Annotated in this window: 25 protein-coding genes and 1 pseudogene; 15 read left to right on the forward strand and 11 right to left on the reverse strand. The window is 71.1% G+C overall.

Annotated features, from left to right (window positions below):
- The first annotated feature begins 32 nt into the window (after positions 1 to 32).
- The 3 genes and pseudogenes from ACFYXK_RS23640 to ACFYXK_RS23650 all read left to right on the forward strand — a co-directional run.
- Entirely contained in the window at positions 33 to 545 is a 513-nt protein-coding gene (locus ACFYXK_RS23640) for a DinB family protein (protein ID WP_389412891.1), read from the forward strand.
- A gap of 101 nt (positions 546 to 646) precedes the next feature.
- The gene (locus ACFYXK_RS23645; protein ID WP_389412892.1) at positions 647 to 1405 is read left to right on the forward strand and encodes a MerR family transcriptional regulator; all 759 of its coding nucleotides are present in this window, start codon (positions 647 to 649) and stop codon (positions 1403 to 1405) included.
- A 145-nt stretch (positions 1406 to 1550) separates the two neighbouring features.
- A pseudogene (locus ACFYXK_RS23650) lies at positions 1551 to 2198 on the forward strand (DedA family protein); the annotation flags it as partial.
- A 148-nt stretch (positions 2199 to 2346) separates the two neighbouring features.
- Here the strand turns inward: ACFYXK_RS23650 and ACFYXK_RS23655 are convergent.
- From ACFYXK_RS23655 to ACFYXK_RS23665, 3 genes are all read right to left on the reverse strand, one after another.
- A complete protein-coding gene (locus tag ACFYXK_RS23655; protein ID WP_389412893.1) occupies positions 2347 to 3045 on the reverse strand; it encodes a hypothetical protein in 699 nt (232 codons plus the stop codon).
- A gap of 275 nt (positions 3046 to 3320) precedes the next feature.
- On the reverse strand, positions 3321 to 4961 hold the full coding sequence (locus tag ACFYXK_RS23660) for a threonine/serine exporter ThrE family protein (protein ID WP_389412894.1): 1641 nt from the start codon (positions 4959 to 4961) through the stop codon (positions 3321 to 3323).
- Between the two features lie 191 nt (positions 4962 to 5152).
- Entirely contained in the window at positions 5153 to 5644 is a 492-nt protein-coding gene (locus ACFYXK_RS23665) for an inorganic diphosphatase (protein WP_030300754.1), read from the reverse strand.
- Between the two features lie 163 nt (positions 5645 to 5807).
- On the opposite strand from ACFYXK_RS23665, the gene dacB reads away from it, so the two are divergent.
- The 7 genes from dacB to ACFYXK_RS23700 all read left to right on the forward strand — a co-directional run bounded on the left by dacB (position 5808) and on the right by ACFYXK_RS23700 (position 14206).
- A complete protein-coding gene (gene dacB / locus ACFYXK_RS23670) occupies positions 5808 to 7256 on the forward strand; it encodes a D-alanyl-D-alanine carboxypeptidase/D-alanyl-D-alanine-endopeptidase (protein WP_389412895.1) in 1449 nt (482 codons plus the stop codon).
- A gap of 48 nt (positions 7257 to 7304) precedes the next feature.
- Positions 7305 to 8432 (forward strand): zinc-dependent metalloprotease, encoded by a 1128-nt coding sequence (locus ACFYXK_RS23675; protein WP_389412896.1) that lies wholly within the window; start codon positions 7305 to 7307, stop codon positions 8430 to 8432.
- A gap of 321 nt (positions 8433 to 8753) precedes the next feature.
- Positions 8754 to 9815 carry a tRNA lysidine(34) synthetase TilS gene (gene tilS, locus ACFYXK_RS23680; RefSeq protein WP_389412897.1) on the forward strand — a complete coding sequence of 354 codons (1062 nt, stop codon included), beginning with the start codon at positions 8754 to 8756 and terminating at the stop codon, positions 9813 to 9815.
- 67 nt (positions 9816 to 9882) lie between these two features.
- Positions 9883 to 10443 carry a hypoxanthine phosphoribosyltransferase gene (gene hpt, locus ACFYXK_RS23685; RefSeq protein WP_030158549.1) on the forward strand — a complete coding sequence of 187 codons (561 nt, stop codon included), beginning with the start codon at positions 9883 to 9885 and terminating at the stop codon, positions 10441 to 10443.
- 197 nt (positions 10444 to 10640) lie between these two features.
- Positions 10641 to 12662, forward strand: a complete 2022-nt coding sequence (gene ftsH / locus ACFYXK_RS23690) for an ATP-dependent zinc metalloprotease FtsH (RefSeq protein WP_389412898.1) — start codon at positions 10641 to 10643, stop codon at positions 12660 to 12662.
- A 111-nt stretch (positions 12663 to 12773) separates the two neighbouring features.
- The gene (gene folE, locus ACFYXK_RS23695) at positions 12774 to 13382 is read left to right on the forward strand and encodes a GTP cyclohydrolase I FolE (RefSeq protein ID WP_383505999.1); all 609 of its coding nucleotides are present in this window, start codon (positions 12774 to 12776) and stop codon (positions 13380 to 13382) included.
- A 464-nt stretch (positions 13383 to 13846) separates the two neighbouring features.
- The gene (locus ACFYXK_RS23700; protein WP_389412899.1) at positions 13847 to 14206 is read left to right on the forward strand and encodes a hypothetical protein; all 360 of its coding nucleotides are present in this window, start codon (positions 13847 to 13849) and stop codon (positions 14204 to 14206) included.
- A 13-nt stretch (positions 14207 to 14219) separates the two neighbouring features.
- On the opposite strand, the gene ACFYXK_RS23705 is transcribed toward ACFYXK_RS23700, so the two are convergent.
- From ACFYXK_RS23705 to ACFYXK_RS23730, 6 genes are all read right to left on the reverse strand, one after another.
- Entirely contained in the window at positions 14220 to 14708 is a 489-nt protein-coding gene (locus ACFYXK_RS23705) for a DUF3180 domain-containing protein (protein ID WP_389412900.1), read from the reverse strand.
- A gap of 58 nt (positions 14709 to 14766) precedes the next feature.
- On the reverse strand, positions 14767 to 15375 hold the full coding sequence (gene folK / locus ACFYXK_RS23710; RefSeq protein ID WP_389412901.1) for a 2-amino-4-hydroxy-6-hydroxymethyldihydropteridine diphosphokinase: 609 nt from the start codon (positions 15373 to 15375) through the stop codon (positions 14767 to 14769).
- Entirely contained in the window at positions 15372 to 15731 is a 360-nt protein-coding gene (gene folB, locus ACFYXK_RS23715; protein ID WP_030158540.1) for a dihydroneopterin aldolase, read from the reverse strand. Before folB ends, folK begins: the two co-directional genes overlap by 4 nt.
- Positions 15732 to 15861: 130 nt before the next feature.
- On the reverse strand, positions 15862 to 16305 hold the full coding sequence (locus ACFYXK_RS23720; RefSeq protein ID WP_389412902.1) for a nuclear transport factor 2 family protein: 444 nt from the start codon (positions 16303 to 16305) through the stop codon (positions 15862 to 15864).
- A 49-nt stretch (positions 16306 to 16354) separates the two neighbouring features.
- A complete protein-coding gene (gene folP, locus ACFYXK_RS23725) occupies positions 16355 to 17227 on the reverse strand; it encodes a dihydropteroate synthase (RefSeq protein WP_389412903.1) in 873 nt (290 codons plus the stop codon).
- A gap of 255 nt (positions 17228 to 17482) precedes the next feature.
- Entirely contained in the window at positions 17483 to 19342 is a 1860-nt protein-coding gene (locus tag ACFYXK_RS23730) for a phosphatidylglycerol lysyltransferase domain-containing protein (RefSeq protein WP_389412904.1), read from the reverse strand.
- A gap of 152 nt (positions 19343 to 19494) precedes the next feature.
- Between ACFYXK_RS23730 and ACFYXK_RS23735 the strand changes: the two genes are divergently transcribed.
- Entirely contained in the window at positions 19495 to 20604 is a 1110-nt protein-coding gene (locus ACFYXK_RS23735; RefSeq protein ID WP_389412905.1) for an alpha/beta hydrolase, read from the forward strand.
- A 45-nt stretch (positions 20605 to 20649) separates the two neighbouring features.
- On the opposite strand, the gene ACFYXK_RS23740 is transcribed toward ACFYXK_RS23735, so the two are convergent.
- Positions 20650 to 21612: an ATP-binding cassette domain-containing protein gene (locus ACFYXK_RS23740; protein WP_266665199.1), complete on the reverse strand. Its 963-nt coding sequence runs from the start codon at positions 21610 to 21612 to the stop codon at positions 20650 to 20652.
- Between the two features lie 155 nt (positions 21613 to 21767).
- Between ACFYXK_RS23740 and ACFYXK_RS23745 the strand changes: the two genes are divergently transcribed.
- The 4 genes from ACFYXK_RS23745 (at position 21768) to ACFYXK_RS23760 (ending at position 25380) form a co-directional block, all read left to right on the forward strand.
- Positions 21768 to 22499, forward strand: a complete 732-nt coding sequence (locus ACFYXK_RS23745; RefSeq protein ID WP_389412906.1) for an ABC transporter permease — start codon at positions 21768 to 21770, stop codon at positions 22497 to 22499.
- A 4-nt stretch (positions 22500 to 22503) separates the two neighbouring features.
- A complete protein-coding gene (locus ACFYXK_RS23750; protein WP_383505976.1) occupies positions 22504 to 23169 on the forward strand; it encodes an ABC transporter permease in 666 nt (221 codons plus the stop codon).
- A 70-nt stretch (positions 23170 to 23239) separates the two neighbouring features.
- The gene (locus ACFYXK_RS23755; protein WP_389412907.1) at positions 23240 to 24220 is read left to right on the forward strand and encodes an ABC transporter substrate-binding protein; all 981 of its coding nucleotides are present in this window, start codon (positions 23240 to 23242) and stop codon (positions 24218 to 24220) included.
- Between the two features lie 101 nt (positions 24221 to 24321).
- Positions 24322 to 25380 (forward strand): hypothetical protein, encoded by a 1059-nt coding sequence (locus tag ACFYXK_RS23760; protein ID WP_389412908.1) that lies wholly within the window; start codon positions 24322 to 24324, stop codon positions 25378 to 25380.
- A 49-nt stretch (positions 25381 to 25429) separates the two neighbouring features.
- Here ACFYXK_RS23760 and ACFYXK_RS23765 read toward each other — a convergent pair whose 3' ends face one another.
- Positions 25430 to 25645 carry a hypothetical protein gene (locus tag ACFYXK_RS23765; protein ID WP_383505967.1) on the reverse strand — a complete coding sequence of 72 codons (216 nt, stop codon included), beginning with the start codon at positions 25643 to 25645 and terminating at the stop codon, positions 25430 to 25432.
- Positions 25646 to 25655 lie beyond the last annotated feature (10 nt).

Genomic DNA, 25655 nt, shown 5'->3' on the forward strand with positions numbered 1-25655 from the left:
GCAGGAACACCCACGGAAAAAGGCGGTAGGTCATGGCTCACCTCTCCGAAGAGATCGCGGGCGACGAGCGCGGCACGCTCCTGCTCTTCGTGGAATCCCAGCGCACGGCGATCCGCGAATCGCTGGCGGGACTGACCGAGGAGCAGGCGGCGAGCCGTCCCAGCGCCAGCGAGCTGTCGCTGTCCGGGCTGCTCAAGCACGTCGCCGAGGTCGAGCTGGGCTGGCTGAGGATGGCGCAGCAGCGGCCCAACGAGATCCAGCGCGACCGCGAGACCTGGGGCGAGGCCTTCGTCCTCGTGGAGACCGAGACCGTCGCGTCCGTCCAGGCCTTCTGGGACGGGGTCACGGCAGAGCTGACGGCCTTCGTCCGGGAGCTGCCCAGCCTCGACGAGACCTTCCCGCTGCCGCCGGCGCCGTGGTCCCCCGAGAACGGCAAGGTCTCGATGCGCTGGATGCTGCTGCACCTGGTGGAGGAGTTCGCGCGGCACGCCGGCCACGCGGACGTCATCCGGGAGTCCATCGACGGCACCAAGGCGATGGGATAGCCCCCGGGGGCGTCTCGCCCCCGGTTTTGGCATCGGACTTGCACCTCACGTGGCGTGAGGACCCAGAGTGAAGGGCGTACCCAACCAGAGGAGCGGAAACGATGGGCTACTCCGTGGGACAGGTCGCCGGATTCGCCGGGGTCACGGTGCGCACCCTGCACCACTACGACGAGATCGGCCTGCTCTCCCCGAGCACCCGCAGCGGCGCGGGTCACCGGCGTTACGACGACGCCGACCTCGACCGGCTGCAGCGGATCCTGTTCTACCGGGAGCTCGGCTTCCCGCTCGAAGAGGTCGCGGTCCTGCTGGACGATCCGGAGTCGAACCCGAGGGAGCACCTGCGCCGGCAGCACGCCCTCCTGTCCGACCGGATCGCCCGGCTCCAGCAGATGGCCGAGGCCGTGGAGCACGCCATGGAGGCACAGAGAATGGGCATCAACCTCACGCCCGAGGAGAAGTTCGAGGTCTTCGGGGACTTCGACCCCGATCAGTACGCGGACGAGGCGTACCGGCGCTGGGGCGGCACGGACGCGTACAAGGAGTCCGCGCGCCGGACGGCCGCCTACACGAAGGAGGACTGGAAGCGCTTCCAGGCCGAGGCGGACGAGATCAACCGGCGGTTCGCCGAGCTGATGGACGCCGGTGCGCCCGCGGAATCCGACGAGGCCATGGACGTGGCCGAGGAGCACCGCGGCTGGATCGACCGGAACTCCTACACCTGCTCGCACGAGATGCACACGTGCCTGGGCGAGATGTACGTCGCGGACGAGCGGTTCACGGCCTACTACGACGCGATCCGCCCCGGCCTGGCGGTGTTCGTGCGGGACGCGATCGTCGCGAACGCCGTCCGCAAGGTGTAGACAGCCGGATGTTCCCCACACGGCCCCCTCCCGGTGACTGGAACCGGGAGGGGGTCCTGTGCGTTGATAATTGAAACCGCCGTCATGTCCGATGCACCCGCGGACGCCCGCCGCGATACCCCCGATCCAGGAGAGCCCGGAACTCGTGTACACGCTTGCGCTCGCCCCTGAGTGGCTGTCCCCGGACTATCTGATCTCGCACTACGGCCTGATAGGCATCCTGGTCATCGTCTTCGCGGAGTCCGGGCTGTTCGCCTTCCTGCCCGGCGACTCCCTGCTGTTCACGGCGGGCCTGCTGGTCGCGAACGGCGAGTACATCAAGCAGCCGCTGTGGCTGGTCTGCACCCTGATCTCGGTCGCCGCGATCGTCGGTGACCAGGTCGGGTACATGATCGGCAAGGTCTTCGGGCCGAAGCTCTTCAACCGCCCGAAGTCGAAGCTCTTCAAGCGGGAGAACCTGGAGAAGGCGCACGAGTTCATGGACAAGCACGGCCCGAAGGCGATCGTGCTCGCCCGCTTCGTGCCGATCGTCCGCACGTTCGCCCCGATGGTCGCGGGCGCCGGCTCGATGAAGTACCGCACGTTCCTGACGTACAACGTCATCGGCGGTGTCGCCTGGGGCGCCGGGCTCACGGTTGCGGGCTTCTGGCTCGGCCAGATCGCCTTCATCAAGACCAACATCGAGGCGATCCTCGTCCTGATCGTCCTCCTCTCGCTCATCCCGGTGATCTTCGAGGTGCTGAAGGCCCGCAAGGAGGCCAAGGCCAACGGTGGCGCCGAGGCGGCGCCGGCCGGCGGGGAGCGCCGCCGCCACGCCAAGCGGTAGAGCGCAGGCCGGGACTCCGGCCGCCGTACGTGCCGAAGGCGGGCACCCTCACGGGTGCCCGCCTTCGGGCTTTTGCCGCTGGTCCTGCGGTCGGCTCGAACCGTCGCGGTAGCGATCAGAAGGGCCAGGGCAGGGGGATCGGCAGCGGGTTCGGGATCTTGGGCAGCGGGATGGGCAGCTTGGGCAGCGGCGGCAGCGGGATGGGCAGCTTGGGTACCGGGGGCAGCGGGATGGGCAGCTTGGGTACCGGGGGCAGCGGGATGGGCAGCTTGGGTACCGGGGGCAGCGGGATCGGGAGCTTGGGTACCGGGGGCAGCGGGATGGGCAGCTTGGGTACCGGGGGCAGCGGGATGGGCAGCTTGGGTACCGGGGGCAGCGGGATCGGGAACTTCGGTACCGGCGGCACCGGGAGCGGGAGCTTGGGCACCGGCGGCAGCGGGATGGGCAGCTTCGGTACCGGCGGCAGCGGGATCGGGAACTTCGGTACCGGCGGCACCGGGAGCGGGAGCTTGGGCACCGGCGGCAGCGGGATCGGCAGCTTCGGCGGGAGCGGCGGCAGCGGAAGCTTCGGCGGCGACGGATTCTTATTGTGCCCGCCTTTCCCCTTTCCCTTCCCCTGTTTGTTGTTGTGCTTTCCGTTGCTGTTCTTGTTCCGGCTGTCGTTCTTGTCGTTGACGAGGTCGGTGTGACTGGCTGCGGCAGTCTTGTGCGGCGTCGCGGCGAATGCGCTCGCGGGTAGCGCCACGACTCCGGCCGCCAGGGCGGTCGTCGTCGCCAACGTCACGAAATGCCGGGTCAAGGCTGTCTTCGGCATGGGATTCTCCTTGTGCGTCGAGAGGGTGCATCCCGGCTCCAGCCCTGGTCGGACCGGCGTCGGGATGTCACGAACCTGATCGGCCCGTGCCTCAAGTAAGCGCGGGTGAACGCACGAGGACACGTCCCGGGAATTCGGGACTTGACAGGTTGATTCGACGCATTGCTTGATTTCTCGGAACCCGCACTGCGGTTTTCCGGAAAGGCGCCCATGCCGCGGCGACGGCCTCCGGAAAACCGGGATGCCGTCGAGCGGTCAGCTTGAGGGAAAAGGCGCTAGAAGCCGCGGGTCCGCTTCGCGGCGCGGCGCTTGGCGGCGCTGGCGGCCCCCGGGATCCGCATGAACAGCCGCGAGGTCTCCGAGCCGAGGTTGACCCCGATCGCGATGGCCAGCGCGATGGCGGCGGCGTTCACCAGCGAGCCGAGGCCCTCGTTCAGCCGGTTCTCGGCGATCAGCAGCAGCCCGTAGTACGTCGCCGAGCCCGGCAGCAGCGGGCCGATGGCCGCCGTCGTGTACGGCAGGGCCGACGCGAAGCGGTAGCGCGAGAAGAGCTGGCCGAACAGGCCGACCAGCCCGGCCGCGATCGCCGTGGAGGGTACGGGCGGGATGCCGCCCGCGTAGTGCAGGGCCCCGAAGGTCACCCAGGCGACCCCGCCGTTCAGCGTCACGATCCACACGGTGGAACGTTCCTGCTGGAGCAGGATCGCGAACGTGAACACCAGCACCATCGACGCCGCGATCTGGATCAGCGGCCGCTGGGTGATCTGGAGGACCTCCTCCGGCTTCGGAGAAGCGCCGAGCTGGAGCCCGAGGTACAGCACGACCAGCACGCCCATGATGATGCCGATGAAGAGGTACATGACCTCCAACAGCCGGGCGGAAGCGGTGATGTAGAAGCCGGTCAGGCCGTCCTGCACGGCTGCGACCAGGGCCCGCCCCGGCAGCAGCGCGAACAGCCCACCGGTGATCACCGCGGAGGCGCGCACGTCGGCCTCGGCCAGCTTCAGGGCCACGCCGATCGCGGCGGGCGGCATCGCGGCCACCACGAACTGGTAGAACTCCGGCAGCCCGCGCCCGGCGCACAGCCAGGCCAGCCGGTCGCCGAGCATCGCCCCGATCGCGGCCGCGAAGAAGACGACCACGCCACCGCCGACCAGGGTGGAGGCGGCCCCGGCGAGCAGCCCGGCGGCGGCCGTGAGGACCCAGGAGGGGTACGGGTGCCGGTTGCGGCGGATCTCGGCGAGGCGCCGGTAGGCCTCCTCCAGCGAGAGCTCGATCTCGTGCGCGCTGATGTCGTCGACCAGCTGGTAGACGGCGGCCAGGCGGGTGTAGTCGGTACCGCGGCGGCGCACGGTCCGGCTCGCCGAGACCGGGTCGTCGACGAGGGAGGGCTGGTGGGTGATCGACAGCAGGGTGAAGGTGACCGTGGGCTCGCAGCGGTCCAGCCCGTACGAGCGGGCCACCGCGAACATCGCGGCCTCCACGTCCTCGGCGCCCTCGCCGCCCGCGAGCAGCAGCTCGCCGATGCGCAGGGTCAGGTCGAGCACGCGGCCCACGGCGGGCCCTGTCTCGCTGTGCTTGTGCACGGCCTCGGGGACGGGCCGTACGTCGACCGGCATGCGCAGCATGGTGCGCATGCGGTCCTGCCAGGGGGATTCCTTCATCAGGGAGACGGGGAAGCCCTGGCCGGGGGTGTAGGCGGGCGGGGACTGCCGGCCGCTGTAGGTGGCCGGCGGCGCGAACGCGGAGCCCTCGGGCTCCTGCTGTGCCATCTCGGCGCCCGCCGGGCGGACGAACTCCGAGGTGGGCTGGTCGTCCTCCGGAACCCCCGGCTCCATCCCGGGCGGGGCTGCGAAGGCGCTGTGCGCTTCGTCGGACTGGGGCTTGCCGTCCTCGGCCCCATCGGCCTCCGCCACGCGTCCCTCCAGTCCGTGATCACCCGGGGTATCAGTATGCGGAACGCTTACATCCGCGGCGATACCGGCCCGCAGCACGCCTGCGGTGCCCTGACAACGCGACAGCGGGCGGTACCCCGCCGAAGGGGTACCGCCCGCAGGTGTCACAGGGGCGGCGGGAGAGCCCGCTCACCCGTCACCGAGCGGCAAGCTCAGTGGCCGCCCTGGGCCTCGAGGCGCTTGAAGGAGGCCTCGATCTCGGCCTCGGCCTCGGCGCGGCCGACCCAGTTCGCGCCCTCGACAGACTTGCCCGGCTCCAGGTCCTTGTAGACCTCGAAGAAGTGCTGGATCTCCAGGCGGTCGAACTCCGACACGTGGTGGATGTCGCGCAGGTGCTCCACGCGCGGGTCCGAGGCCGGGACGCACAGCAGCTTGGCGTCGCCGCCCGCCTCGTCGGTCATGTTGAACATGCCGATCGCGCGGCACTTGATCAGGCAGCCCGGGAAGGTGGGCTCGTCCAGGATGACGAGGGCGTCCAGCGGGTCGCCGTCCTCGCCGAGGGTGTTCTCGACGAAGCCGTAGTCCGCCGGGTAGCTGGTCGAGGTGAAGAGGCGACGGTCCAGACGGATCCGGCCGGTCTCGTGGTCCACCTCGTACTTGTTCCGCGAACCCTTGGGGATCTCGATGGTGACGTCGAACTCCACGTCCTGCTCCTCCATGATCAGCTTCATTGCTTCGAGACTGCGTCGATTCGGCTGCGCGCGCGTCCTCCCCAGCCCAGCCGGGTGGGGTGCCATGCTCGCGGCAAGACGCAGTGGTTAAGTGTCCCTCACGCATATGTGTGATCGCGAAAGGGGCTGGTCCGAGGTGCCATTGGTCAAGACGTGGCAGCTCATCGCGGTGTCGGCCGTCGCCGGCCTCGCCCTGTCGGTGGCTGCGGTGGCCGCTGCCGGTCCCTGGGACTCCGGCCAGCGTAAGGCCGAGCGGGACAGGGCCGCCTCCTGGGGCCTTACGGGTGGCGCAGATCACGGTGCGGACCACGGCGGCGGGGCCCTGCCGCAGGCCGCGCCCAGTGCCCCCGGGGTGCTCCCGGGGATCGGGCCGGGCGTCGCGGTCAAGGCCGGGAGCGGGGTCGCGGCCGCGGATCCCGGGCGGCTCGCCGCGGTCCTGAAGCCGCTCCTCGCCGACCCCGCGCTCGGGACCGTCCGTAGCGCGTCCGTCGTCGACACCGCCACGGGTCAAGTGCTCTTCGAGTCCGGGCCGCGCGAGGCCATGACCCCCGCCTCCACCACCAAGATCGCCACGGCGACGGCCGCGCTGGCCGCGCTCGGCCCCGAGCACCGGATCCGGACCACCGTGGTCCCCGGCGCCGGCCCCGGGGAGATCGTCCTGGTCGGCGGCGGCGACCCCTCCCTGACCGCCAAGAAGAAGAGCCCCGCCGGATCGGGCGGCAGCCTCGTCGCGCTCGCCGCCGACACCGCCCAGGCCCTCAAGGCCGCCGGCACCGACACCGTGAGCCTCGGCTACGACGACACCCTGTTCACCGGGCCCGCCCTCCACCCGATCGGCGAGAACCCCAACATCGCGCTGATCACGGCCCTGGCAGCGGACGAGGGCCGTCCCGACGACTCCACCTCCGGCCCCGTCGAGCGGGTCGGCGACCCCGCCAAGGAGACCGCACGCTCCTTCGCCGCCCTCCTCAAGGAACGCGGCATCAAGGTCACCGCCGACCCCGCCCAGGCCAAGGCCCCCGCCGGCGCCCAGCCGCTCGCCACCACCCTCTCCACCCCGCTCGCCGGGCTCGTCGAGCGGATGCTGACCAACAGCGACAACGACATCGCCGAGGTCCTGGCCCGCCAGACGGCCCTCGCCTCCGGACAGCCCGCCAGCTTCGAGGGCGCCGAGAAGGCCGTCAAGGACCGGCTCACCGCCCTCGGCATCGACACCGCCGGCGCCCGCTTCGCCGACGGCAGCGGCCTCAACCGCGCCGACAGGATCAACACCGGCCTGCTGACGGGCCTCCTGGCCAAGGCCGCCGACCCGCAGCGGCCGGAGCTGCGACCCGTGCTCACCGGACTGCCCGTCGCCGGATTCACCGGGACCCTGCGCACCCGCAACGCCGGCAGCTCCCCGGCCGCCGGCCTCGTCAGGGCCAAGACGGGCACCCTGAGCGGGGTGAACTCCCTCGCCGGGACCGTCGTCGACCCCTCCGGCCGACTCCTCGCCTTCGCGTTCCTGACCGCGAACACCACCGACGCGGGGGCCGCGGAGAAGGGCCTCGACAAGCTCGCAGCGGCCGTCGCCCGCTCCTCGTAAGGATTCCGAGGGGCTCCGCACCGGCGCCGGTCCACGTACCGTTGACGCATGACGAGCATCGGTGGTGCCGAGATGGTCGACTGGAATCTCGCGGTGGCGACCGCGACCCGGCTGGTCCGGCCGGGTCCCGAGGTCAGCCGCGACGAGGCCCGGGCCGTGGTGGCGGAACTGCGCAGGCATGCCAGGACCTCCGAACGCCACGTACGCGAGTTCACCCGGATGATCCCCGAGGGCGCGGCCGTCCCCGACACCCCCGTCCTCGTCGTCGACCGGGCCGGCTGGGTCAAGGCCAACGTGGCCGGGTTCCGCGAGCTCCTCGCCCCCCTGCTCGGCAAGATGCAGGACCGCCGCGCCGGCGCCCCCGGCGGCGCCGTCCTCGGCGCGGTCGGCGGCAAGGTCACCGGCGTCGAGCTCGGCATGCTGCTCAGCTTCCTGGCCTCCCGCGTGCTCGGCCAGTACGAGACCTTCGCCCCGGCCGTCCGCGACCTGCCGGGCTCGGCCGCGGGCGGCGGCCGGCTGCTGCTCGTCGCCCCGAACATCGTGCACGTCGAGCGCGAGCTGGACGTGCGCCCGCACGACTTCCGGCTCTGGGTCTGCCTGCACGAGGAGACGCACCGCACGCAGTTCACGGCCGTGCCCTGGCTCCGCGACCACCTCGAGGGCGAGATCCAGACGTTCCTCGGCGCCACCGAGATGGATCCGGCGACCATCCTCGAGCGGCTGCGCGAGGCCGCCCAGTCCTTCGCCGGCGCCCGCCCCGACTCCGAGCAGGGCGACGAGGGCCGCTCCCTGGTCGAGCTCGTCCAGACCCCCGAACAGCGCGAGGTGCTCGGCCGGCTGACCGCCGTCATGTCCCTGCTGGAGGGCCACGCCGACTACGTCATGGACGGGGTCGGCCCCGCGGTGGTGCCCTCGGTCGCCGAGATCCGGGAGAAGTTCCAGCAGCGCCGGGCCAGCGGCGCGGGGCGCCTCGACGCCACGCTGCGCAAGCTGCTGGGGCTCGACGCCAAGCTGCGCCAGTACCGCGACGGCGAGCGGTTCGTACGGGCCGTCGTCGGTCAGGTCGGCATGGACGGATTCAACCGGGTCTGGACCTCGCCGAACACGCTGCCGACGAAGGCGGAGATCGCCAAGCCCGCGGACTGGGTCGCGCGGGTGCACCGCAAGGGCGAATAGAAGCGAAGGGGAGTGACTCAGGGGGCGTAAACATGTCTCACTGGGGGAAGCAGCGTCACCCGTCCGAGGGACCGTGAGGCGTGGAACGCCGTGCGATGCTCAGGGAACGGCTCGGTTCTGTCACCATCGACGCACTCTGAGTGACAACCCCTCATCTCGCGGGGGCTCCCGGCGGGGGCTCCTCACGGGGCCGGGGCACCGGGCAGCGTCGAACAGCACCGAACAGCAGCCGTTCCAGCACCACACCCCAGCGGGGAAACCTCCCGGCGTCGGCCGGGGGGAGCCCCCGAGGCATCCGAACTCCACCGAAGGGCACCGGACATGGGTCCCCATCCTGCGGTCGCGGCGATACGCCTGGCGGTCCGCCGCGTACTCCACGACGTCCTCACCGACCTCACCGACCGTCCCGCCGGCCTCGCCACGGCTCCGCGCGGGGGGACCCCCGCCCCCGCGGCCGGCTCCCCGCCACTCGTACTCGTCGCCTGCTCCGGCGGCGCCGACTCCATGGCGCTCGCCTCCGCCCTCGCCTTCGAGGCGCCCAAGCTCGGCATCCGGGCCGGCGGCATCACCGTCGACCACGGGCTCCAGGTGGGCTCCGACCTGCGCGCCGCCGAGGTCGTCACCCGCATGACCGCACTCCGCCTCGACCCGGTGGAGTCCGTCGCCGTGCGCGTCGGCCGCGACGGCGGACCCGAGGCCGCCGCCCGCGACGCCCGCTACGCCGCCCTCGACGAGGCCGCGGACCGCCTGGGCGCCGCCGCCGTACTGCTCGGCCACACCCGGGACGATCAAGCCGAAACCGTCCTGCTGGGGCTCGCCCGCGGCTCCGGCATCCGCTCGCTGTCCGGCATGGCCGAAGTCTCCGGCGGCCCGGGCCGCAGCCACCGCTACCGCCGCCCCTTCCTCCAGGTCGACCGGCAGACCGCCCGCAAGGCCTGCATGGTCCAGTCCCTGCCCGTCTGGGACGACCCGCACAACATCGACCCCGCCTACACCCGCTCCCGGCTCCGCCACGAGGGACTGCCCGCCCTCGAGAAGGCGCTCGGCAAGGGCGTGGTCGAGGCGCTGGCCCGCACCGCCCAGCTGTCCCGCGACGACGCCGACGCCCTCGACGCCTGGGCCGCCGAGGCCGAGGCCGGCGTACGGGACGAGGACGGCCGCCTGGAGTGCGCCAAGCTGTACGCCCTGCCCCCGGCCGTCCGCCGCCGTGTACTGCGCAGGGCCGTGGTCGCGGCCGGTTCCCCCGCAGGCTCCCTCTTCGCCCGCCACATCGAGGAAGTGGACCGGCTCATCACCGGATGGCGGGGTCAGGGCGCCATCAACCTGCCCGGCCGGGTCGAAGCCCAGCGGCAGGGTGGCAGACTTGTCATCCGGCAGGGCTGATTGGTGCTGAAACACGGCTGAGTCCTCCGGGGGGTACCCCCCGGAGCCCCGGCCGACAACGAAAGTGATGCGGGTGGACGAGAAGGACATGGGCAGCGACCTCCAGTCGGTGCTCATCACCAAGGAAGAGATCGACGCGAAGCTGGCCGAGCTGGCCGCGAAGATCGACGCGGAGTACGCGGGCAAGGACCTGCTCATCGTCGGCGTCCTCAAGGGCGCGGTGATGGTGATGGCGGACCTGGCGCGTGCCTTGTCCACCCCGCTCACCATGGACTGGATGGCGGTGTCCTCGTACGGCGCCGGGACCCAGTCCTCCGGTGTGGTCCGGATCCTCAAGGACCTGGACACCGACATCAAGGACAAGCACGTCCTCATCGTCGAGGACATCATCGACTCGGGCCTGACGCTGTCCTGGCTGCTGTCGAACCTGGGCTCCCGCCAGCCGGCCTCGCTCGAGGTCGTCACGCTGCTGCGCAAGCCCGACGCCGCCAAGGTCGCGATCGACGTGAAGTGGGTCGGCTTCGACATCCCGAACGAGTTCGTCGTCGGCTACGGCCTCGACTACGCGGAGAAGTACCGCAACCTGCCGTTCGTCGGCACCCTCGCCCCGCACGTCTACGGCGGCTGACGCAGCGGGCCCCGGTCGGGGCCCGCGCAGGGGAACCCTGGAACGATTCCTGCCGTTGGAGCAGGGGAAAGCAGTTCTGTCAGCCGTCCCATGAGGCCGCGGGTGACAATACAGGGGTACATTCCGAAGAACAGTCTTTACTCACAGCAGCATTTACCTACGGGCAGGAGGGACGGGGCGCCTGGCGCCCCGTATGGATGGACGTGAAGCGATACTTCCGTGGGCCGGTCATGTGGATCGTGCTGGCCGTCCTCGCCGTGGTCGTGTTGATGAACGTCGTCGGCTCCGGCGGCGGCTACAAGTCGGTGGAGACCAGCGAGGTCATCAAGGCGATCAACAGTGGCCAGGTGCAGAGCGCCAAGCTCACCACCGGTGACAGCCAGATGATCAAGATCGAGCTGAAGAAGGACCAGAAGCTCGGCGACAACGACGGCACCAAGTTCCAGGCCAACTACATCGGGGACCAGGGCGTCTCGCTCGCCAAGGACCTCCAGACCAAGTACGAAGCCGGTCAGATCCCGAACGGGTACACCGTCTCGCCGGACAAGACCAGCCCGTTCCTGAGCGTGCTGCTCTCCCTGCTGCCCTTCGTCCTCATCGTCGTCGTCTTCCTGTTCCTGATGAACCAGATGCAGGGCGGCGGCTCCCGGGTGATGAACTTCGGGAAGTCCAAGGCCAAGCTCATCACCAAGGACACCCCGAAGACGACGTTCGCCGACGTCGCGGGCTCGGACGAGGCCGTCGAGGAACTCCACGAGATCAAGGAGTTCCTGCAGGAGCCGGCCAAGTTCCAGGCCGTCGGGGCGAAGATCCCCAAGGGCGTGCTGCTCTACGGCCCGCCCGGCACCGGCAAGACCCTGCTGGCGCGTGCCGTCGCCGGCGAGGCGGGCGTTCCGTTCTACTCGATCTCCGGTTCCGACTTCGTCGAGATGTTCGTCGGTGTCGGTGCCTCGCGTGTCCGCGACCTGTTCGAGCAGGCCAAGGCCAACGCCCCGGCGATCGTCTTCGTCGACGAGATCGACGCCGTCGGCCGGCACCGCGGTGCGGGCCTCGGCGGCGGCCACGACGAGCGCGAGCAGACCCTGAACCAGCTGCTCGTCGAGATGGACGGCTTCGACGTGAAGGGCGGCGTCATCCTGATCGCCGCCACGAACCGCCCGGACATCCTCGACCCGGCGCTGCTGCGCCCGGGCCGCTTCGACCGGCAGATCGCGGTCGACCGTCCCGACATGCAGGGCCGCCTGGAGATCCTCAAGGTCCACCAGAAGGGCAAGCCGGTCGCTCCGGACGTCGACCTCTCGGCCGTCGCCCGCCGCACCCCCGGCTTCACGGGTGCCGATCTGTCCAACGTCCTGAACGAGGCGGCGCTCCTGACCGCCCGCTCGGACCGCAAGCTGATCGACAACCACATGCTGGACGAGGCCATCGACCGCGTCGTGGCGGGCCCGCAGAAGCGGACCCGGATCATGTCGGACCGGGAAAAGAAGATCACCGCGTACCACGAGGGCGGACACGCCCTGGTCGCGGCGGCCTCCCCGAACTCCGACCCGGTCCACAAGATCACGATCCTGTCCCGCGGCCGGGCCCTGGGCTACACCATGGTCCTGCCCGACGAGGACAAGTACTCGACCACGCGCAACGAGATGCTCGACCAGCTGGCCTACATGCTGGGCGGGCGCGCGGCCGAGGAGCTGGTCTTCCACGACCCGACCACCGGCGCGGCGAACGACATCGAGAAGGCCACGGCGACGGCCCGCGCGATGGTGACCCAGTACGGCATGACCGAGCGCCTCGGCGCGATCAAGTTCGGCGGGGACAACACCGAGCCGTTCCTGGGCCGCGAGATGTCGCACCCGCGGGACTACTCGGAAGAGGTCGCGGCGCTGGTCGACGAAGAGGTCAAGAAGCTCATCGAGACGGCGCACAACGAGGCCTGGGAGATCCTGGTCGAGAACCGCGACGTCCTCGACAACCTGGTCCTCGCGCTCCTCGAGAAGGAGACGCTGGGCAAGGAGGAGATCGCCGAGGTCTTCTCGACGATCGTGAAGCGCCCGGCCCGCCCGGCGTGGACCGGCTCTTCGCACCGCACCCCGTCGACCCGTCCGCCGGTGCTCTCTCCCAAGGAGCTCCAGCTGACGAACTCGGCGAACGGCACGTCGGCGAGCACCCCGGCCGTGTCCGTGGAGAAGGACCCCGCGCCGGAGGACCGCGCCGAGTAGCCTTCGGCCGGACCGTCCCGGAATGGATGCCGCGCCCCCCAGGTTCTAGCCTGGGGGGCGCGGCACTTTTGCGTGCCCGCGAGCGCCAGTGCACACAGGAACGAGGCAGAGATGACCGACCCAGTGACCCTGACCGGTGACGAGGGCACGATCGGCGAGTTCGACGAGAAGCGCGCCGAGGCGGCGGTCCGCGAACTTCTGATCGCGGTCGGCGAGGACCCGGACCGCGAAGGCCTCCTCGAAACCCCGGCGCGCGTGGCGCGGGCGTACAAGGAGATTTTGGCCGGTCTGCGGCAGCAGCCCGAGGACGTCCTGACGACGGTGTTCGACCTGGGGCACGATGAGCTGGTCCTGGTGAAGGACATTGAAATCGTCAGCTTGTGCGAGCACCACCTCCTGCCGTTCCACGGTGTCGCCCATGTCGGCTACGTCCCGGCGGAGAGCGGAAAGATAACCGGCCTGTCGAAGCTGGCCCGCCTCGTGGACGTTTTCGCCCGCCGCCCGCAGGTGCAGGAGCGTCTCACGACGCAGATAGCGGACTCCCTCATGGAGATCCTGGAGGCACGTGGGGCCATCGTCGTGATCGAGGCCGAGCACATGTGCATGTCGGTCCGCGGGATCCGCAAGCCGGGTGCCAAGACCACCACGTCCGCGGTGCGCGGCCAGCTGCGTGACCCCGCGACGCGCAGTGAGGCCATGAGCCTCATCCTCGCCCGCTAGGCGCAGGCTCCTGCGGGCCATGGTCCGTGGGGTCCGCTACGGTCCCCCTCTGTTACTTCTCGTTGCAGAGGGGGACCGATGCTTTTGGGGTTTCCGAGCAGGCAGACGGTCAATGCCGTGGGCGGGCGGCTTCGGGCCTGCGATGTCCGCCCGGGCGACCGTCTGTGGACGCTCCGGGACGGTCGCACCGAACAGACCGAGGTCGTCGACGTGAGCACGGCCCGGACGCGCGCCATCGTGGAGGTGACCACGGGCACGCGACGTTCGCCGCTGCTCCCGATCAGCTGCTCGGGACGCCCGACGGGTGGACGCACGCGAGGGACGCCGTCGGCACGATGCTGGCCTGGGCCCACCCGCGCAAGCTGTGCCGGGAACGGCTGTCGATCATGCCGGGTTACCAGTTCGGGTACCTGGTGGGGGCGACCTGCTCTGACGGCACGGTGGGCAGGAATTACGTGTCCCTGGTGGCCAACGACGAGGAGTTCGCCACGAAGTACGCGCGCTCCTTGACCGTCGCCACCGGCCTTTCGGCGCGGCTGGAAGCCGTCACCAGGCCTTCCGGGTATCTCGGGAGGGACGTACCCGGCTTTCGGGTGCGAGTCGTCTCCTCCTACCTCGCGGACCTCATGCGGCAGTACGTGGGCGGCGACGCCCACCACATGCGCCAGAGGTTCCCCAGAGTGGTGCTCAGGGACGAGGAGACTTTCGGCGGGTTCCTGGACGGATATGAGGACGGGGACGGGTGCAGGATCCCCCGTTGGCCGGCGCGCGTCCTCACCAGCGCGAACGTCCAGTTCCTGGCAGAGCTCGCAGAGATAGGCTGACCGGCCGGGTCGCTCAGGCGCGGGAGGGGGCGTGGGGGGTGGTGTCGTCGTCTTCCGGGAGCTTCAGGACGTGCTCCAGGAAGAGGGCGGCGGCGATGACCGCCGCGCCCGCCAGGACGGAGAAGGCGGCGTACCAGGCCTGGTCGCGGCGGGCGGGCACCTCCAGGCCGTCGGTGAGCAGGAAGACGCCCACGCCGCCGTACATGCCCGCCACGAGGGCCGCCACGAGGGCGCTGGCCTGACCGAAGACGACCGCGCGGGCCGCCATCAGCGGCTCCACGCCCTTGGCGCCCGGCCGCCGCTCGCGCTGGGCCTTGAGGCGGGAGCGGAGCGAGAGGGCCGTGGCCAGCAGGACGACCGCGATGGCACCGAGGACGATGGGCGCGGCCAGCGGGACGCCCGGCAGGGTTCCGTACGCGTTCCACAGCCGGGCGCCCGCCCAGGACAGCACCCCGGCGACGGCGAAGATCCCCGCCAGGACCGTCGGCCTCAGTTGCTTCACGTGCCCGTTCCCCGCTTTCCGCGCCGCCGCTTCGTCGGCCTCAGCCCCAGGTTAACGACTACTCGGGGAGGCGGAGTTCCAGGTCCGGGCGCGGCGTGACGCCCGCCAGGCCGATTCCGGCCAGGAGCGACGCGACGGGGCCGTGCCCGGGGATCTGGGCCTCGGAGTCGATGTCGTTCCACGGGGCCAGGACGAAGGCCCGCTGGTGTGCCCGCGGGTGCGGGAGGGTGAGGACCGGGTCGTCCGAGACCACCTCGGCGTACGACACGATGTCGACGTCGATGGTGCGCGGGCCCCAGCGCTCGTCGCGGACGCGGTCGAAGGCCTCTTCGATGGCGTGCCCGCGCTCCAGCAGGGAGGACGGGGGCAGGGTGGTCCGTACGCGGACCACCGCGTTGAGGTACGACGGCTGGGAGCCGGGCGCGACGCCCCACGGCTCGGTCTCGTAGACGGGGGAGACGGCCTTGACGCGCAGGCCCGGGGTGTCCCCGAGGGCGTCGATGGCGCCCTGGAGGGTCTCCAGGCGGTTGCCGAGGTTCGCGCCGAGCGCGATCACGGCCCACTTCGGGTTGGACAGGGTCGTGTCGGCCGCGTCCACCGCCTCGACGACGGATGCGGGCACCGGCTGGACGGTGGGGTCGCTCTGGGCGTTCAGTCCGTTGTTCACACGCGGCTCCGGGTGATCGTGATGGTCACGTCGTCGAAGGGGACGGTGATGGGGGCGTCCGGTTTGTGGACGACGACCTCCACCTGTGCCACCGCTTCGTGCTTGAGGCACTGCTGGGCGATCCGCTCGGCGAGGGTCTCGATCAGGTCGACGGGCTCTCCCTGGACCACGTCGACGACCTCCTCGGCGACGACCCCGTAGTGCACGGTCTTCGCCAGGTCGTCGTCGGCCGCCGCGGGGCGGGTGTCGATGTGCAGCACCAGGTCGACGATGAAGGTCTGGCCTTCCTCGCGCTCCCGGGGGAAGACGCCGTGGTGCCCGCGAGCCTTGAGGCCGCGCAGCGCGACACGATCCACGCGAATCACTCCTGCTTTCGTAGGTGCTTCCGGTCCGGGACTCCCCGGATCCATGGGCCTACGCCGAGTGCGGTCGGCGTCGTCCGTCTTCGAATTTACCTGCGAAAGACCTCGGATCCCGCCGGAGGGGTCAGGCTGAGCCCTCCTCCTCGTCCTCGTCGGAGTCCGTCAGGACGGGAGAACCGTGGTGGGACCAGAGCCGCCAGCCTTCGGATGTGCGTCGGAACACATTCGTGGCGACGACGAGCTGGCCGACGAGCGGGCCGAGCTCTCCGCCGTCCTGGGCGGGCCCGCCGCTGAGGATGTTCTCCGTGCACGTGACCAGTGCGGTGTCGCCTATGACGGCGACTTTCGTGTCGGTGAGGAAGAACTGGATGTAGTCGGTGTGGGACATGATCAGCGCGTACGAGCGCAGCACCTCGCCGCGGCCCGAGAGCACCGGCCAGCCCGGGTGCACGCAGGAGATCTCGTCCTCGAGCCAGAGCGCCGACAGCGCGTCGAAGTCCCCCCGTTCCATGGCCTCGTAGAAGGCCGTGTTGACCTCTTCGACGGTTTCGATGTCGCTGCGGCTCACCGTTCCCCTCTCCTGGCTGCTGTACGGGTCGCACCGCCGGCGGGGCGGATCACAGGGCCCCTTCCACGGCGCGGGCCACCCGAACCGCGTCGGCGGTGGCCCGTACCTCGTGGACCCGTACGGCCCAGGCGCCCTGGTGGGCGGCGATGGCGGAAACGGCGGCGGTGGCGGCGTCGCGCTCCCGGGCGGGCGGCGGTGCGGCGTCGGCGGCGCCGGCCAGGACCCGGCCGAGGAAACGCTTCCGCGACGCGGCGACCAGCAGCGGGAAGCCGAGGGCGCGCAGCTCGGGGAGGTGGGCGACGAGGGCGAGGTCGTGCTCGGCCATCTTCGCGAAGCCGAGGCCGGGGTCGACGACGAGCCGTTCGGGGGCGATCCCGCCGGCCACGACCGCGTCGATGCGGGCGCGGAGTTCGGCGGTGACCTCGGCGACGACGTCCTCGTAGACGGCGAGGCGGTTCATGTCGTCGCTGAAGCCGCGCCAGTGCATGACGACGAACGGCACTTCGGCGGCGGCGACGGCCGGGATCATGCCGGGGTCGGCGAGCCCGCCGCTGACGTCGTTGACCAGCAGGGCGCCGGCGGCGACGGCCCGGGCGGCGACGGATGCGCGCATGGTGTCGACGGAGACGGTGACCCCCTCGGAGGCCAGGCCGCGCACGACGGGAACGACGCGGCGCAGCTCCTCCTCCTCGTCGACGCGGGAGGCGCCGGGGCGGGTGGACTCGCCGCCGACGTCCACGAGGTCGGCGCCCTGGGCGACGAGGTCGAGGCCCCGCTTGACGGCGGCGGTGGTGTCGAACCAGCGCCCGCCGTCGGAGAAGGAGTCGGGGGTGACGTTGACGACGCCCATGACCCCGCAGCGGTCCCATTCCGGCAGGCCTGCGACCCGGCCCCTGCCGGCGGCCCCGCGCTTGATGTTCATGGCTCCAGGGTAGGGCCGCGGTCCTGGCCGGGCGGAACGTGGGGAACGGGCGCTGCCCTGGTGGGGCGGGGGGCGGGTCCGGGCCGCCGGCTCCGGGGCCCCTGGGCCGGCCGGGCCCCGGGTGCCGGGCCCCGGGTGCCGGGCCCGTGACCGTCGGCCGCCCGGTCCCGGAGCCGGTGCATACGACGGAGCCCGGTCCGCCGGGGATGCGGCGGACCGGGCTCCGGGTCCGGGGGCGATCCCCCCGGGTGGGGCTTATGCGACCTGGACCTCGCGTTCGGGCTGCGCCTGCGCGGGGACCTTGGCGGTCACGTGCGCGTGGGCGCAGGTGCGCACCGGCTTGGGCCGGCGCCGGCTGGCGAACAGCCGGGGCAGGGCCACCGTCACGAAGCCCTCGGCCTGCATCACGGCGAAGCCGATGCGGGGCAGGTCGCTGCTGGTGCGGTAGACCATGAAGCGCGGCTCCCAGCGGGGGCGGAACTTCTCGTTGAACTTGTACAGCGACTCGATCTGGAACCAGCGCGAGAGGAAGACCAGCAGGCTGCGCCACATGCGCAGGACCGGGCCGGCGCCGATCTTCTCGCCGCGGGCCAGGGCCGCGCGGAACATCGCGAAGTTCAGGGAGACCTTCTCGATGCCCAGGTCGGGCGCCTGCTGCAGGGAGGCGACGATCAGCAGTTCGTTCATGCCGGGGTCGGCGGAGCGGTCGCGGCGCATCATCTCCAGCGACATGCCGTCCTTGCCCCACGGCACGAAGTGCTGGATGGCCTTGAGGTCGCCGAAGGGGCTGGGGTCGTTCTCCTCCACGCGGTGCGCGGTGGCGATGAAGCAGTCGCCGTCGCCCTCCTCGCCGACCCGGCCCAGGGCCATGGAGAAGCCGCGCTCGGTGTCGGTGCCGCGCCAGGCGACGGCCGCGCCGCGCACCTGCTCCAGCTCCTCCTCGGTCAGCTCGCTGACGCGGCGGACCTTGGTGGTGTAGCCGTTGCGCTCGATGCGCTTCACCATCTGACGGACGTTGCGCATGGGGCGGCCGGAGAGGGAGAAGTCTTTGACGTCGACGATCGCCTCGTCGCCGAGCTCCAAGGCGTCCAGCCCGGTCTCGCGGGTCCAGACCTCGCCGCCGGTCTCGCTGCAGCCCACGACGGCCGGGGTCCAGGAGTGGGCCTTGGCCTCCTCCATGAACCGCTCGATGGCGCCGGGCCAGGCCTCGACGTCGCCGATCGGGTCGCCGGAGGCGAGCATCACGCCGGAGACGACGCGGTAGGTGACGGCGGCCTTGCCGCTGGGGGAGAAGACGACGGCCTTGTCGCGGCGGAGCGCGAAGTGGCCCAGCGAGTCGCGGCCGCCGTGCTTGGCCAGCAGCTCGCGCAGCTTGGTCTCGTCGTCGGCGGTGAGCTGCGCGGCCGGGTGCTCGGGGCGGAAGGCCAGGTAGATCGTGGTGAGCGCGGTCAGCATGCCGAGGGCGCCGAGGGAGTAGCCCACGGTCCAGGAGACGCGGCCGGCGTAGTCGACGGGTCCCTCGAAGCCGAAGAGGCCGTACACGACGTGGCTGATCTGCTCGTAAATACCCGGATGGCCGACGACGCGGCCCGGGTGGGAGTTGACGATGACGAGACCGAGCCCGATGGAGCCGGCGCTCATCAGCACGAAGTTGGCGAGCGCCTTCCAGCGGCTGCGCGGGTCCGGCAGCGCCTTGAATTCACTCTGGTGGCGCACGATCAGCCCGAGGAGGACCGCCGCGATGACCACGCCGATGACGGAGTGCCGGTACGTGAACTGCGCCACGGCTCCGGCCGGGAGCAGGACGACGGCGGCCCGCCAGGCACGGCGCTTGCGGCGCTTGAGGCCGTGGGCGAGCAGGAGGAGCAGGACGCCCGCGCTGATGGCGAGGGCGGCTGCGAACGGGCCCAGCGAACCGGGCAGCACCTCGGTGACCGCGTGGATCCGGCTGTGCCGGAACCGCGGGAACACGCCCGCCGCGACGTCCAGAAGGCCGACGATCATGACGGCCGTACCTACCAGGCCGGGCACCGACTCCGGTCGTGGGCCGCGGAAGATTCGGCGGACCTGCTTCGGAACCTGTCCCGACTTATCGCCATCTATCCTGCTAGACATCGCTTCCCGTTGCTCCGCGAGAGATCATGTGGCCGAAGGCCGCGACAGCCTCCGGAGTGTGGTGCGTCCACTAGGACGACATCGGGGTCGAGCGGGTTCACTCTTCCGCCGAGAAAAACTAGTCCTGCCATCAGAAAGTCGACTGACTGCTCATGGGTCTCACCAGTAATACGGTCCTGGCGCTGGCCATCGTCGCCGGTGTGCTGCTGTTCGCAGCCACGGTGTGGTTCTGGCCCCGGCTCTCGGGCCGCACCTGGCGTGCGCTGCTCGGCCGGATCGGCCTCCTGCTCGCGACCCAGCTTGCGCTGTTCTCTGCCGTCGGCCTCGCGGCGAACAAGTCCTTCTCCTTCTACGGCTCGTGGGCGGACCTGTTCGGCCAGCAGACATCTGTCGGCAAGGTCGTGGACCACTCGATGAGCAGCAAGGACATCAAGGTCGTCGACAAGCAGAAGCTCGACGTGCCGGGCGGCGCCCAGCCCCAGGTGGGGGGACAGATCCTGAAGGTTGCCATAACCGGGCAGAAGTCGAAAATAACGAGCCCCGGGTACGTGTGGCTGCCGCCGGAGTACTTCCAGCCGCAGCACAAGGACAAGAACTTTCCGGCCTCCATCGTGCTGACGGGCTACCCGGGCACCGCCGAGAACCTGATCAAAGGGCTGAACTACCCGATGACGGCCTTCAAGCAGGCCAAAGCGGGCAAGATGAAGCCGATGATCCTGGTCATGCTGCGCCCGACGATCGCGCCGCCGCGTGACACCGAGTGCGTGGACATACCCGGCGGACCGCAGACCGAGACGTTCTTCGGCCAGGACCTGCCGCAGGCCATCCAGGACACCTTCCGGGTCGGCAAGAAGCCGCAGAACATGGGCTTCATCGGGAACTCCACGGGCGGTTACTGCGCCCTGAAGATCGCCGCGCACTACCCGCAGACCTTCGGCGCCGCCGCGGGTCTGTCCGCGTACTACGACGCTGCGAACGACGCGACGACGGGCAACCTGTTCCAGGGCGACGACAAGCTGAAGAAGCGTGCGGACGTCCTCCAGAGCATCGAGCACAAGCAGCCGTCGGGTACGTCCTTCCTGGTCACCAGCAGCGAGCAGGGCGAGCCGAACCTCGGCGACACCAAGAAGTTCATCAAGCTGGTCAAGGGCCCGGACCGGGTCTCCTCGATCATCCTCGACAGCGGCGGCCACAACTTCAACACGTGGCGCCGCGAGATCCCGCCGATGCTGGTGTGGATGAGCAACCGCATCCAGGCCTGACGCCTGGCCCTTGCAGCCCGACGCCCGGCCCGGGTCCTCCCAGGCCTAGGCTTCTTGCAGTTGGGCCCGGCGCAGGGCCCGGTGGACGCCCTCCGGGGTCAGTACGCCGACCAGGGCGCCGGTGTCCGGATCCGTGACCCCGATCCGGCCGGAGTCCTCCTGCAGCAGCAGCGCGAGCGCCTCGCGCAGACTCGCCCCCAGCGCCACTTCGGCGGTGGGGGCTTTCCCGTCCGCCTCCGCCAGGTCGGCCTGCCCCACCGGGGTGACCGCGAGCCGCTTCAGGCCCCGGTCGGCGCCGACGAAGGAGGCCACGTAGTCGGTGGCCGGCGCGCCCAGCACCGCGGCGGGGCGGGCGAACTGCTCGATGGTGCCCGCGCCGTAGACGGCGATGCGGTCGCCGAGCCGGACCGCCTCCTCCAGGTCGTGCGTGACCAGCAGGATCGTCTTGCGCACCGTCTTCTGCAGCGCCAGGAACTCGTTCTGGAGGCGCTCGCGGACCACCGGGTCCACCGCCCCGAACGGCTCGTCCATCAGCAGCACGGGCGGGTCGGCGGCGAGGGCGCGGGCGACGCCGACGCGCTGGCGCTGGCCGCCGGAGAGCTGCTCCGGGTACCGGCCCCCGTACACGGCCGGGTCCAGCCCCACGAGTTCGAGGAGCTCGGCCGCCCGGGCGCGGGCCTTGGCCTTGGGGGTGCCGATCAGCTGCGGCACGGTCGCGGTGTTCTCCAGCACCGTCTTGTGGGGGAACAGCCCGACTTGCTGGATGACGTACCCGATGTGCCGGCGCAGCTCGACCGGATCGGCGTTCGCGATGTCCTCGCCGCCGAGCAGGATCCGGCCGGAGGTCGGCTCGATGAGCCGGTTGACCATCTTCATCGTGGTGGTCTTGCCGCAGCCGGACGGGCCCACGAGGGTGACCAGCTCGCCCTCCGCCACCTCGAAGGACAGGTCCTCGACGGCCGTCGTCCCGTCGGGGTAGCGCTTGGTCACATGCTCGAATCGGATCACCCGCCCATCCTCCCCCACGGGCGCGGCGTTGATTGTGACGGGAGTATTACCCGCCTGCGAAGGATTCCGGCCATTGTCGGCCCCGGGGGTTAGGGTCGCTCTTGGCCGCGCCCGTTCGGACGGGTGTACGCAGCGGTGGCAGGGGAGGTGAGGGCATGGCAGGGCAGAGCTGCCTGGTGGCGAACGACTGGATCTGCTGGGAGTACGTCACCTCCCGCTCCCAGGAGCTCACCGACGCCACGGTCCAGCACGTGTGGATCACGGCCGTTTCGGTGCTCATCGGCCTCGCCGTCTCCCTCCCGCTGGCCCTGCTGGCCCGCCGCGGCCGGCGCTGGGCCGCGCCCGTGCTGGGCCTGACCACCCTGCTCTACACGGTCCCCTCGCTCGCGATGTTCTCCCTGCTCCTGCCGCTGTTCGGGCTGTCGGCCTCGCTGGTGGTGACCGGTCTGGTGCTGTATTCGCTGACCATCCTGGTCCGCAATGCGATGGCCGGCCTGGAAGCCGTCCCCGAGGAGGTGCGGGAGGCCGCGCGCGGGATGGGCTACGGGCCCGCGCGGCTGCTGTGGCAGGTCGAACTGCCGCTGGCGCTGCCCGCGTTGCTCGCCGGGGTGCGGATCGCCACGGTGTCCACGGTGGCGCTGACCACCGTCGGCTCCATCGTGGGCAAGGGCGGCCTCGGCAACCTCATCGCCCCCGCGGTCAACAGCTCCTTCAAGGCCCAGGTGCTCACCGCCTCCGTGCTGTGCGTGCTGCTCGCGCTCGTGGCGGACCTGCTGCTGCTCGGCGTGCAGCGGCTGCTCACGCCGTGGACACGGGCGACCCGGGCGGTGCGGACGCCGCGGGCCGGGCGGGCCGTGCGCATGACCCCGACGGCGAAGGGGGCCTGAGGCGGTGGGTGTGATGGGACAGGCCTGGGACTGGCTGGCGAACGGAGCCAACTGGTCCGGGGAGAACGGCGTGTGGCACCGGCTCGGCGAGCACGTCTACGTCAGCGGGATCTCCCTCGCCATCGCCTGCGCGGTGGCCCTCCCGGTCGGCCTGTGGCTCGGCCACATCGGCAAGGGCGGGGCGCTCGCCGTCAACGTGTCCAACGTCGGGCGGGCCGTCCCCGTCTTCGCGGTGCTGGCCCTGTTCATGGTCTCGCCGCTGCGCAGCGCGGGCTACCTGCCCACCATCGCCGCCCTTGTGCTCTTCGCCCTGCCGCCCCTGCTGACCAATGCGTACGTCGGCATGCGGGAGGTCGACCGCTCCGTGGTGGAGGCCGCCCGGGGCATGGGCATGTCCGGCGGCCAGCTCTTCTGGCGGGTGGAACTGCCGCTGGCGCGCGAGCTGGTGATGACCGGGCTGCGCTCGGGCGCCGTCCAGGTCATCGCCACGGCCACGATCGCGGCCATGGTCGGCCAGGGAGGCCTCGGCCGGATCATCACCGCCGGCTTCAACACGTACAACACCCCGCAGGTCGTCGCGGGAGCCCTGCTGGTGGCGGCGCTCGCCCTGCTGGTCGAGGGCGCCCTGGTGGCGGCGGACCGGCTGTTCCCGCGGCCGGCGGCGCGCTGACCCTCCGGCCGGCCCGCGGGCCCTTCCCTTCCCCGTCGTCCGTCGTACCCACTCCCTTGGAGGAGCAAAGATGAGCAAGTCCACGCGCGTCCTCGGCGCCGTACTGGGGGCGGTGGCCCTGACCGCCTCGCTCACCGCGTGCGGCGGAGACAGCCTGGAGAAGAGCAAGGACGCCGGTGCGTCCGCGCCCTCGGACTCCGGCTCGGGCAAGGGCAAGGTCGTGATCGGTGCGGCCGGCTTCACCGAGTCCAACGTGCTCGCGGAGCTGTACGCGCAGCTCCTCAAGGACGCGGGCTACAGCACCTCGATCACCACGGTGAGCAACCGCGAGCTGTACGAGCCCTCGCTGGAGAAGGGCGAGATCGACGTCGTCCCGGAGTACGCGGCCACCCTCGCGGAGTTCCTCAACGCCAAGGTGAACGGGCCGAAGGCGCCGGAGGAGAAGCCGGTCGCCTCCAGCGACGTGGCGGCGACGGCGGCGGGGCTGGAGAAGCTGGCGGGCCCCCTCGGCCTGAAGGTGCTGCCGGCGGGCGCGGCGGTCGACCAGAACGCGTTCGCGGTATCGAAGGAATTCGCCCAGAAGAACAACCTGAAGACCCTTTCCGATCTCGGCAAGTCGGGTCTGAAGGTGAAGATCGCGGCGGGCGACGAATGCGCCGTACGGCCCTTCTGCGCGCCCGGGTTGAAGAAGACGTACGGAATCGACGTTTCCGGGATCGACCCGAAGGGCGTCGGCACCCCGCAGGCCAAGCAGGCGGTCAAGGACGGCGTGGACCAGCTGGCGCTCACCACGACCACCGACGCCACCCTCGACAGCTTCGGGCTGGTCCTGCTGGAGGACGACAAGAAGCTCCAGAACGCCGACAACGTGCTGCCGGTGGTCAACGCCAAGGACGCGGGATCCCCGGAGATCGCGGCCGCCCTCGACAAGCTGACCAAGGTGCTGACGACCGCCGACCTCGTCGAGCTGAACAAGCAGGTGGACGCGCAGCGCGAGAAGCCGGCGGATGCCGCCAAGGCCTATCTGAAGGCGAAGGGCCTGACGAAGTAGGAGTAGCTACGGGTTTGGTGGAGAAATGACGGGTAACTGCCCGGCCACAGATTGCCGGGCAGTTACCCCACTGGACCCCCACGCCCTGTAAATTTCAGGCCATGCCCCGTGGACGCCACCGCAATCCCGAACCCCTGCACCGGCTGCTCACGCCGACGACCGTGGCCGGAGTCTCCGTCGCCAGTGCGGCCGCGGCCTGGCTGATCGCGGAACCCTTGCCGCTACGCCTGCTCGTGGCCCTCACGGCGGCCACGGGCGTGGCCGGCGCCGTCGTCATGCGCGCCTGGGACCGCTCGGCCGGGCGCCGCGTCGCGGAACTCGCTCGCGAACGGGTCAAGGACGAGTGGAAGACCGAGGAGCGGATAGCCGAGCTCGAGTCCGACCTCGAGGAGGCCCGCGCACTGCGCGCCAAGCTCGACGCGAAGCTGCGCGCCAAGCGCGTCGAACTCGCGGGGCTGCGCGGGGAACACGCGGCACTGCTGCGGCGGTACGCGACCGCCGAGACCGAGCGGGCCAGCGCCCTGGAGGGCCGTCGGCTGCTCGCCATCGAGGCCTCCGCGGCCCCGGCGGCGGCGCCGAAGGAGCTCCCGCCCGTCTCCGAGGAGCGCACCTCGAGCGGCGCGCCCACCAGCGTCGGCTACGCCCGGGCCCACGCGGCCATGAAGGCGCTCGCCCGCAAGGCGGAGACGGACCCGGACCAGCCGAACGAGCCGGAGGGCAGGAGCGCCGAGCCCAGGGCCCTGGAGGCCGGGTCGTCGTCCGGCGGACCGCATTCCCGTACGGACGGCGCCGCGGGCACCGGGGCGGCGGCGGTCCCGGCGCGCCGGCCGGCCGCGGCGGTGGCCCCGTACTCGGCAGCACGCCGCTCGGCGTCCCGCGTCGAGGGCGGCTTCGACTTCTTCGGCACCAAGACCGCGGCCCAGGCCCGAGCGGTGATCGAGTCGGTCCAGAACGAGGACCTGGCCGACGTGGTCGGCGCGGAGGCCCTCGCGGTCCACAAGGCGGAGACGGCCCGGGCCGCCGCCGAGCCGCCGGTCAAGGAGCAGGGCTTCAAGCCGGCCACCCCCGAGCAGCGCGCGGTGGGCCAGGTCATCGACCTGACGGCGCACGACGAGACCGAGCCGATCGACGTCGTGCGGCTGCGCTCGGCCATCTCCTAGCGCGGCTGCCGACGGGGCTGCGGGCCGGGCCGCCGGCCGGGCGGCGCATTCAGAACAGCGGTAGCTGCCCCGGCAGTTCCGACAGGACGAACCCGTCGAGCACCGGCGCCGAGGCCCCGAGCACCACCCGCGCCCGGGACCCGGGGCAGGACACCAGATCGCCGCGGCCCCGCCCGGCGGGAGGGTCGTGGCGGGCGATCCGGCCGGCGGTCACGGCGCAGTCGCGCCCGCATGCGGGGCAGGCCCGTCTGGGGGAGTGGGACATGCCCCAAGTC

Source organism: Streptomyces sp. NPDC002209, from assembly GCF_042890265.1.
Lineage (GTDB): Bacteria > Actinomycetota > Actinomycetes > Streptomycetales > Streptomycetaceae > Streptomyces.

What these genes read in the sequence shown, in the direction of transcription:
- ACFYXK_RS23640 (WP_389412891.1), top strand. Translation starts at nt 33, where the DNA reads ATGGCTCACCTCTCCGAAGAGATCGCGGGCGACGAGCGCGGCACGCTC.
- ACFYXK_RS23645 (WP_389412892.1), top strand. Translation starts at nt 647, where the DNA reads ATGGGCTACTCCGTGGGACAGGTCGCCGGATTCGCCGGGGTCACGGTG.
- ACFYXK_RS23655 (WP_389412893.1), bottom strand. Translation starts at nt 3,045, where the DNA reads ATGCCGAAGACAGCCTTGACCCGGCATTTCGTGACGTTGGCGACGACG.
- ACFYXK_RS23675 (WP_389412896.1), top strand. Translation starts at nt 7,305, where the DNA reads ATGACGAGCATCGGTGGTGCCGAGATGGTCGACTGGAATCTCGCGGTG.
- tilS (WP_389412897.1), top strand. Translation starts at nt 8,754, where the DNA reads ATGGGTCCCCATCCTGCGGTCGCGGCGATACGCCTGGCGGTCCGCCGC.
- hpt (WP_030158549.1), top strand. Translation starts at nt 9,883, where the DNA reads ATGCGGGTGGACGAGAAGGACATGGGCAGCGACCTCCAGTCGGTGCTC.
- ftsH (WP_389412898.1), top strand. Translation starts at nt 10,641, where the DNA reads ATGGACGTGAAGCGATACTTCCGTGGGCCGGTCATGTGGATCGTGCTG.
- folE (WP_383505999.1), top strand. Translation starts at nt 12,774, where the DNA reads ATGACCGACCCAGTGACCCTGACCGGTGACGAGGGCACGATCGGCGAG.
- folP (WP_389412903.1), bottom strand. Translation starts at nt 17,227, where the DNA reads ATGAACATCAAGCGCGGGGCCGCCGGCAGGGGCCGGGTCGCAGGCCTG.
- ACFYXK_RS23730 (WP_389412904.1), bottom strand. Translation starts at nt 19,342, where the DNA reads ATGTCTAGCAGGATAGATGGCGATAAGTCGGGACAGGTTCCGAAGCAG.
- ACFYXK_RS23735 (WP_389412905.1), top strand. Translation starts at nt 19,495, where the DNA reads ATGGGTCTCACCAGTAATACGGTCCTGGCGCTGGCCATCGTCGCCGGT.
- ACFYXK_RS23745 (WP_389412906.1), top strand. Translation starts at nt 21,768, where the DNA reads ATGGCAGGGCAGAGCTGCCTGGTGGCGAACGACTGGATCTGCTGGGAG.
- ACFYXK_RS23755 (WP_389412907.1), top strand. Translation starts at nt 23,240, where the DNA reads ATGAGCAAGTCCACGCGCGTCCTCGGCGCCGTACTGGGGGCGGTGGCC.
- ACFYXK_RS23760 (WP_389412908.1), top strand. Translation starts at nt 24,322, where the DNA reads ATGCCCCGTGGACGCCACCGCAATCCCGAACCCCTGCACCGGCTGCTC.
- ACFYXK_RS23765 (WP_383505967.1), bottom strand. Translation starts at nt 25,645, where the DNA reads ATGTCCCACTCCCCCAGACGGGCCTGCCCCGCATGCGGGCGCGACTGC.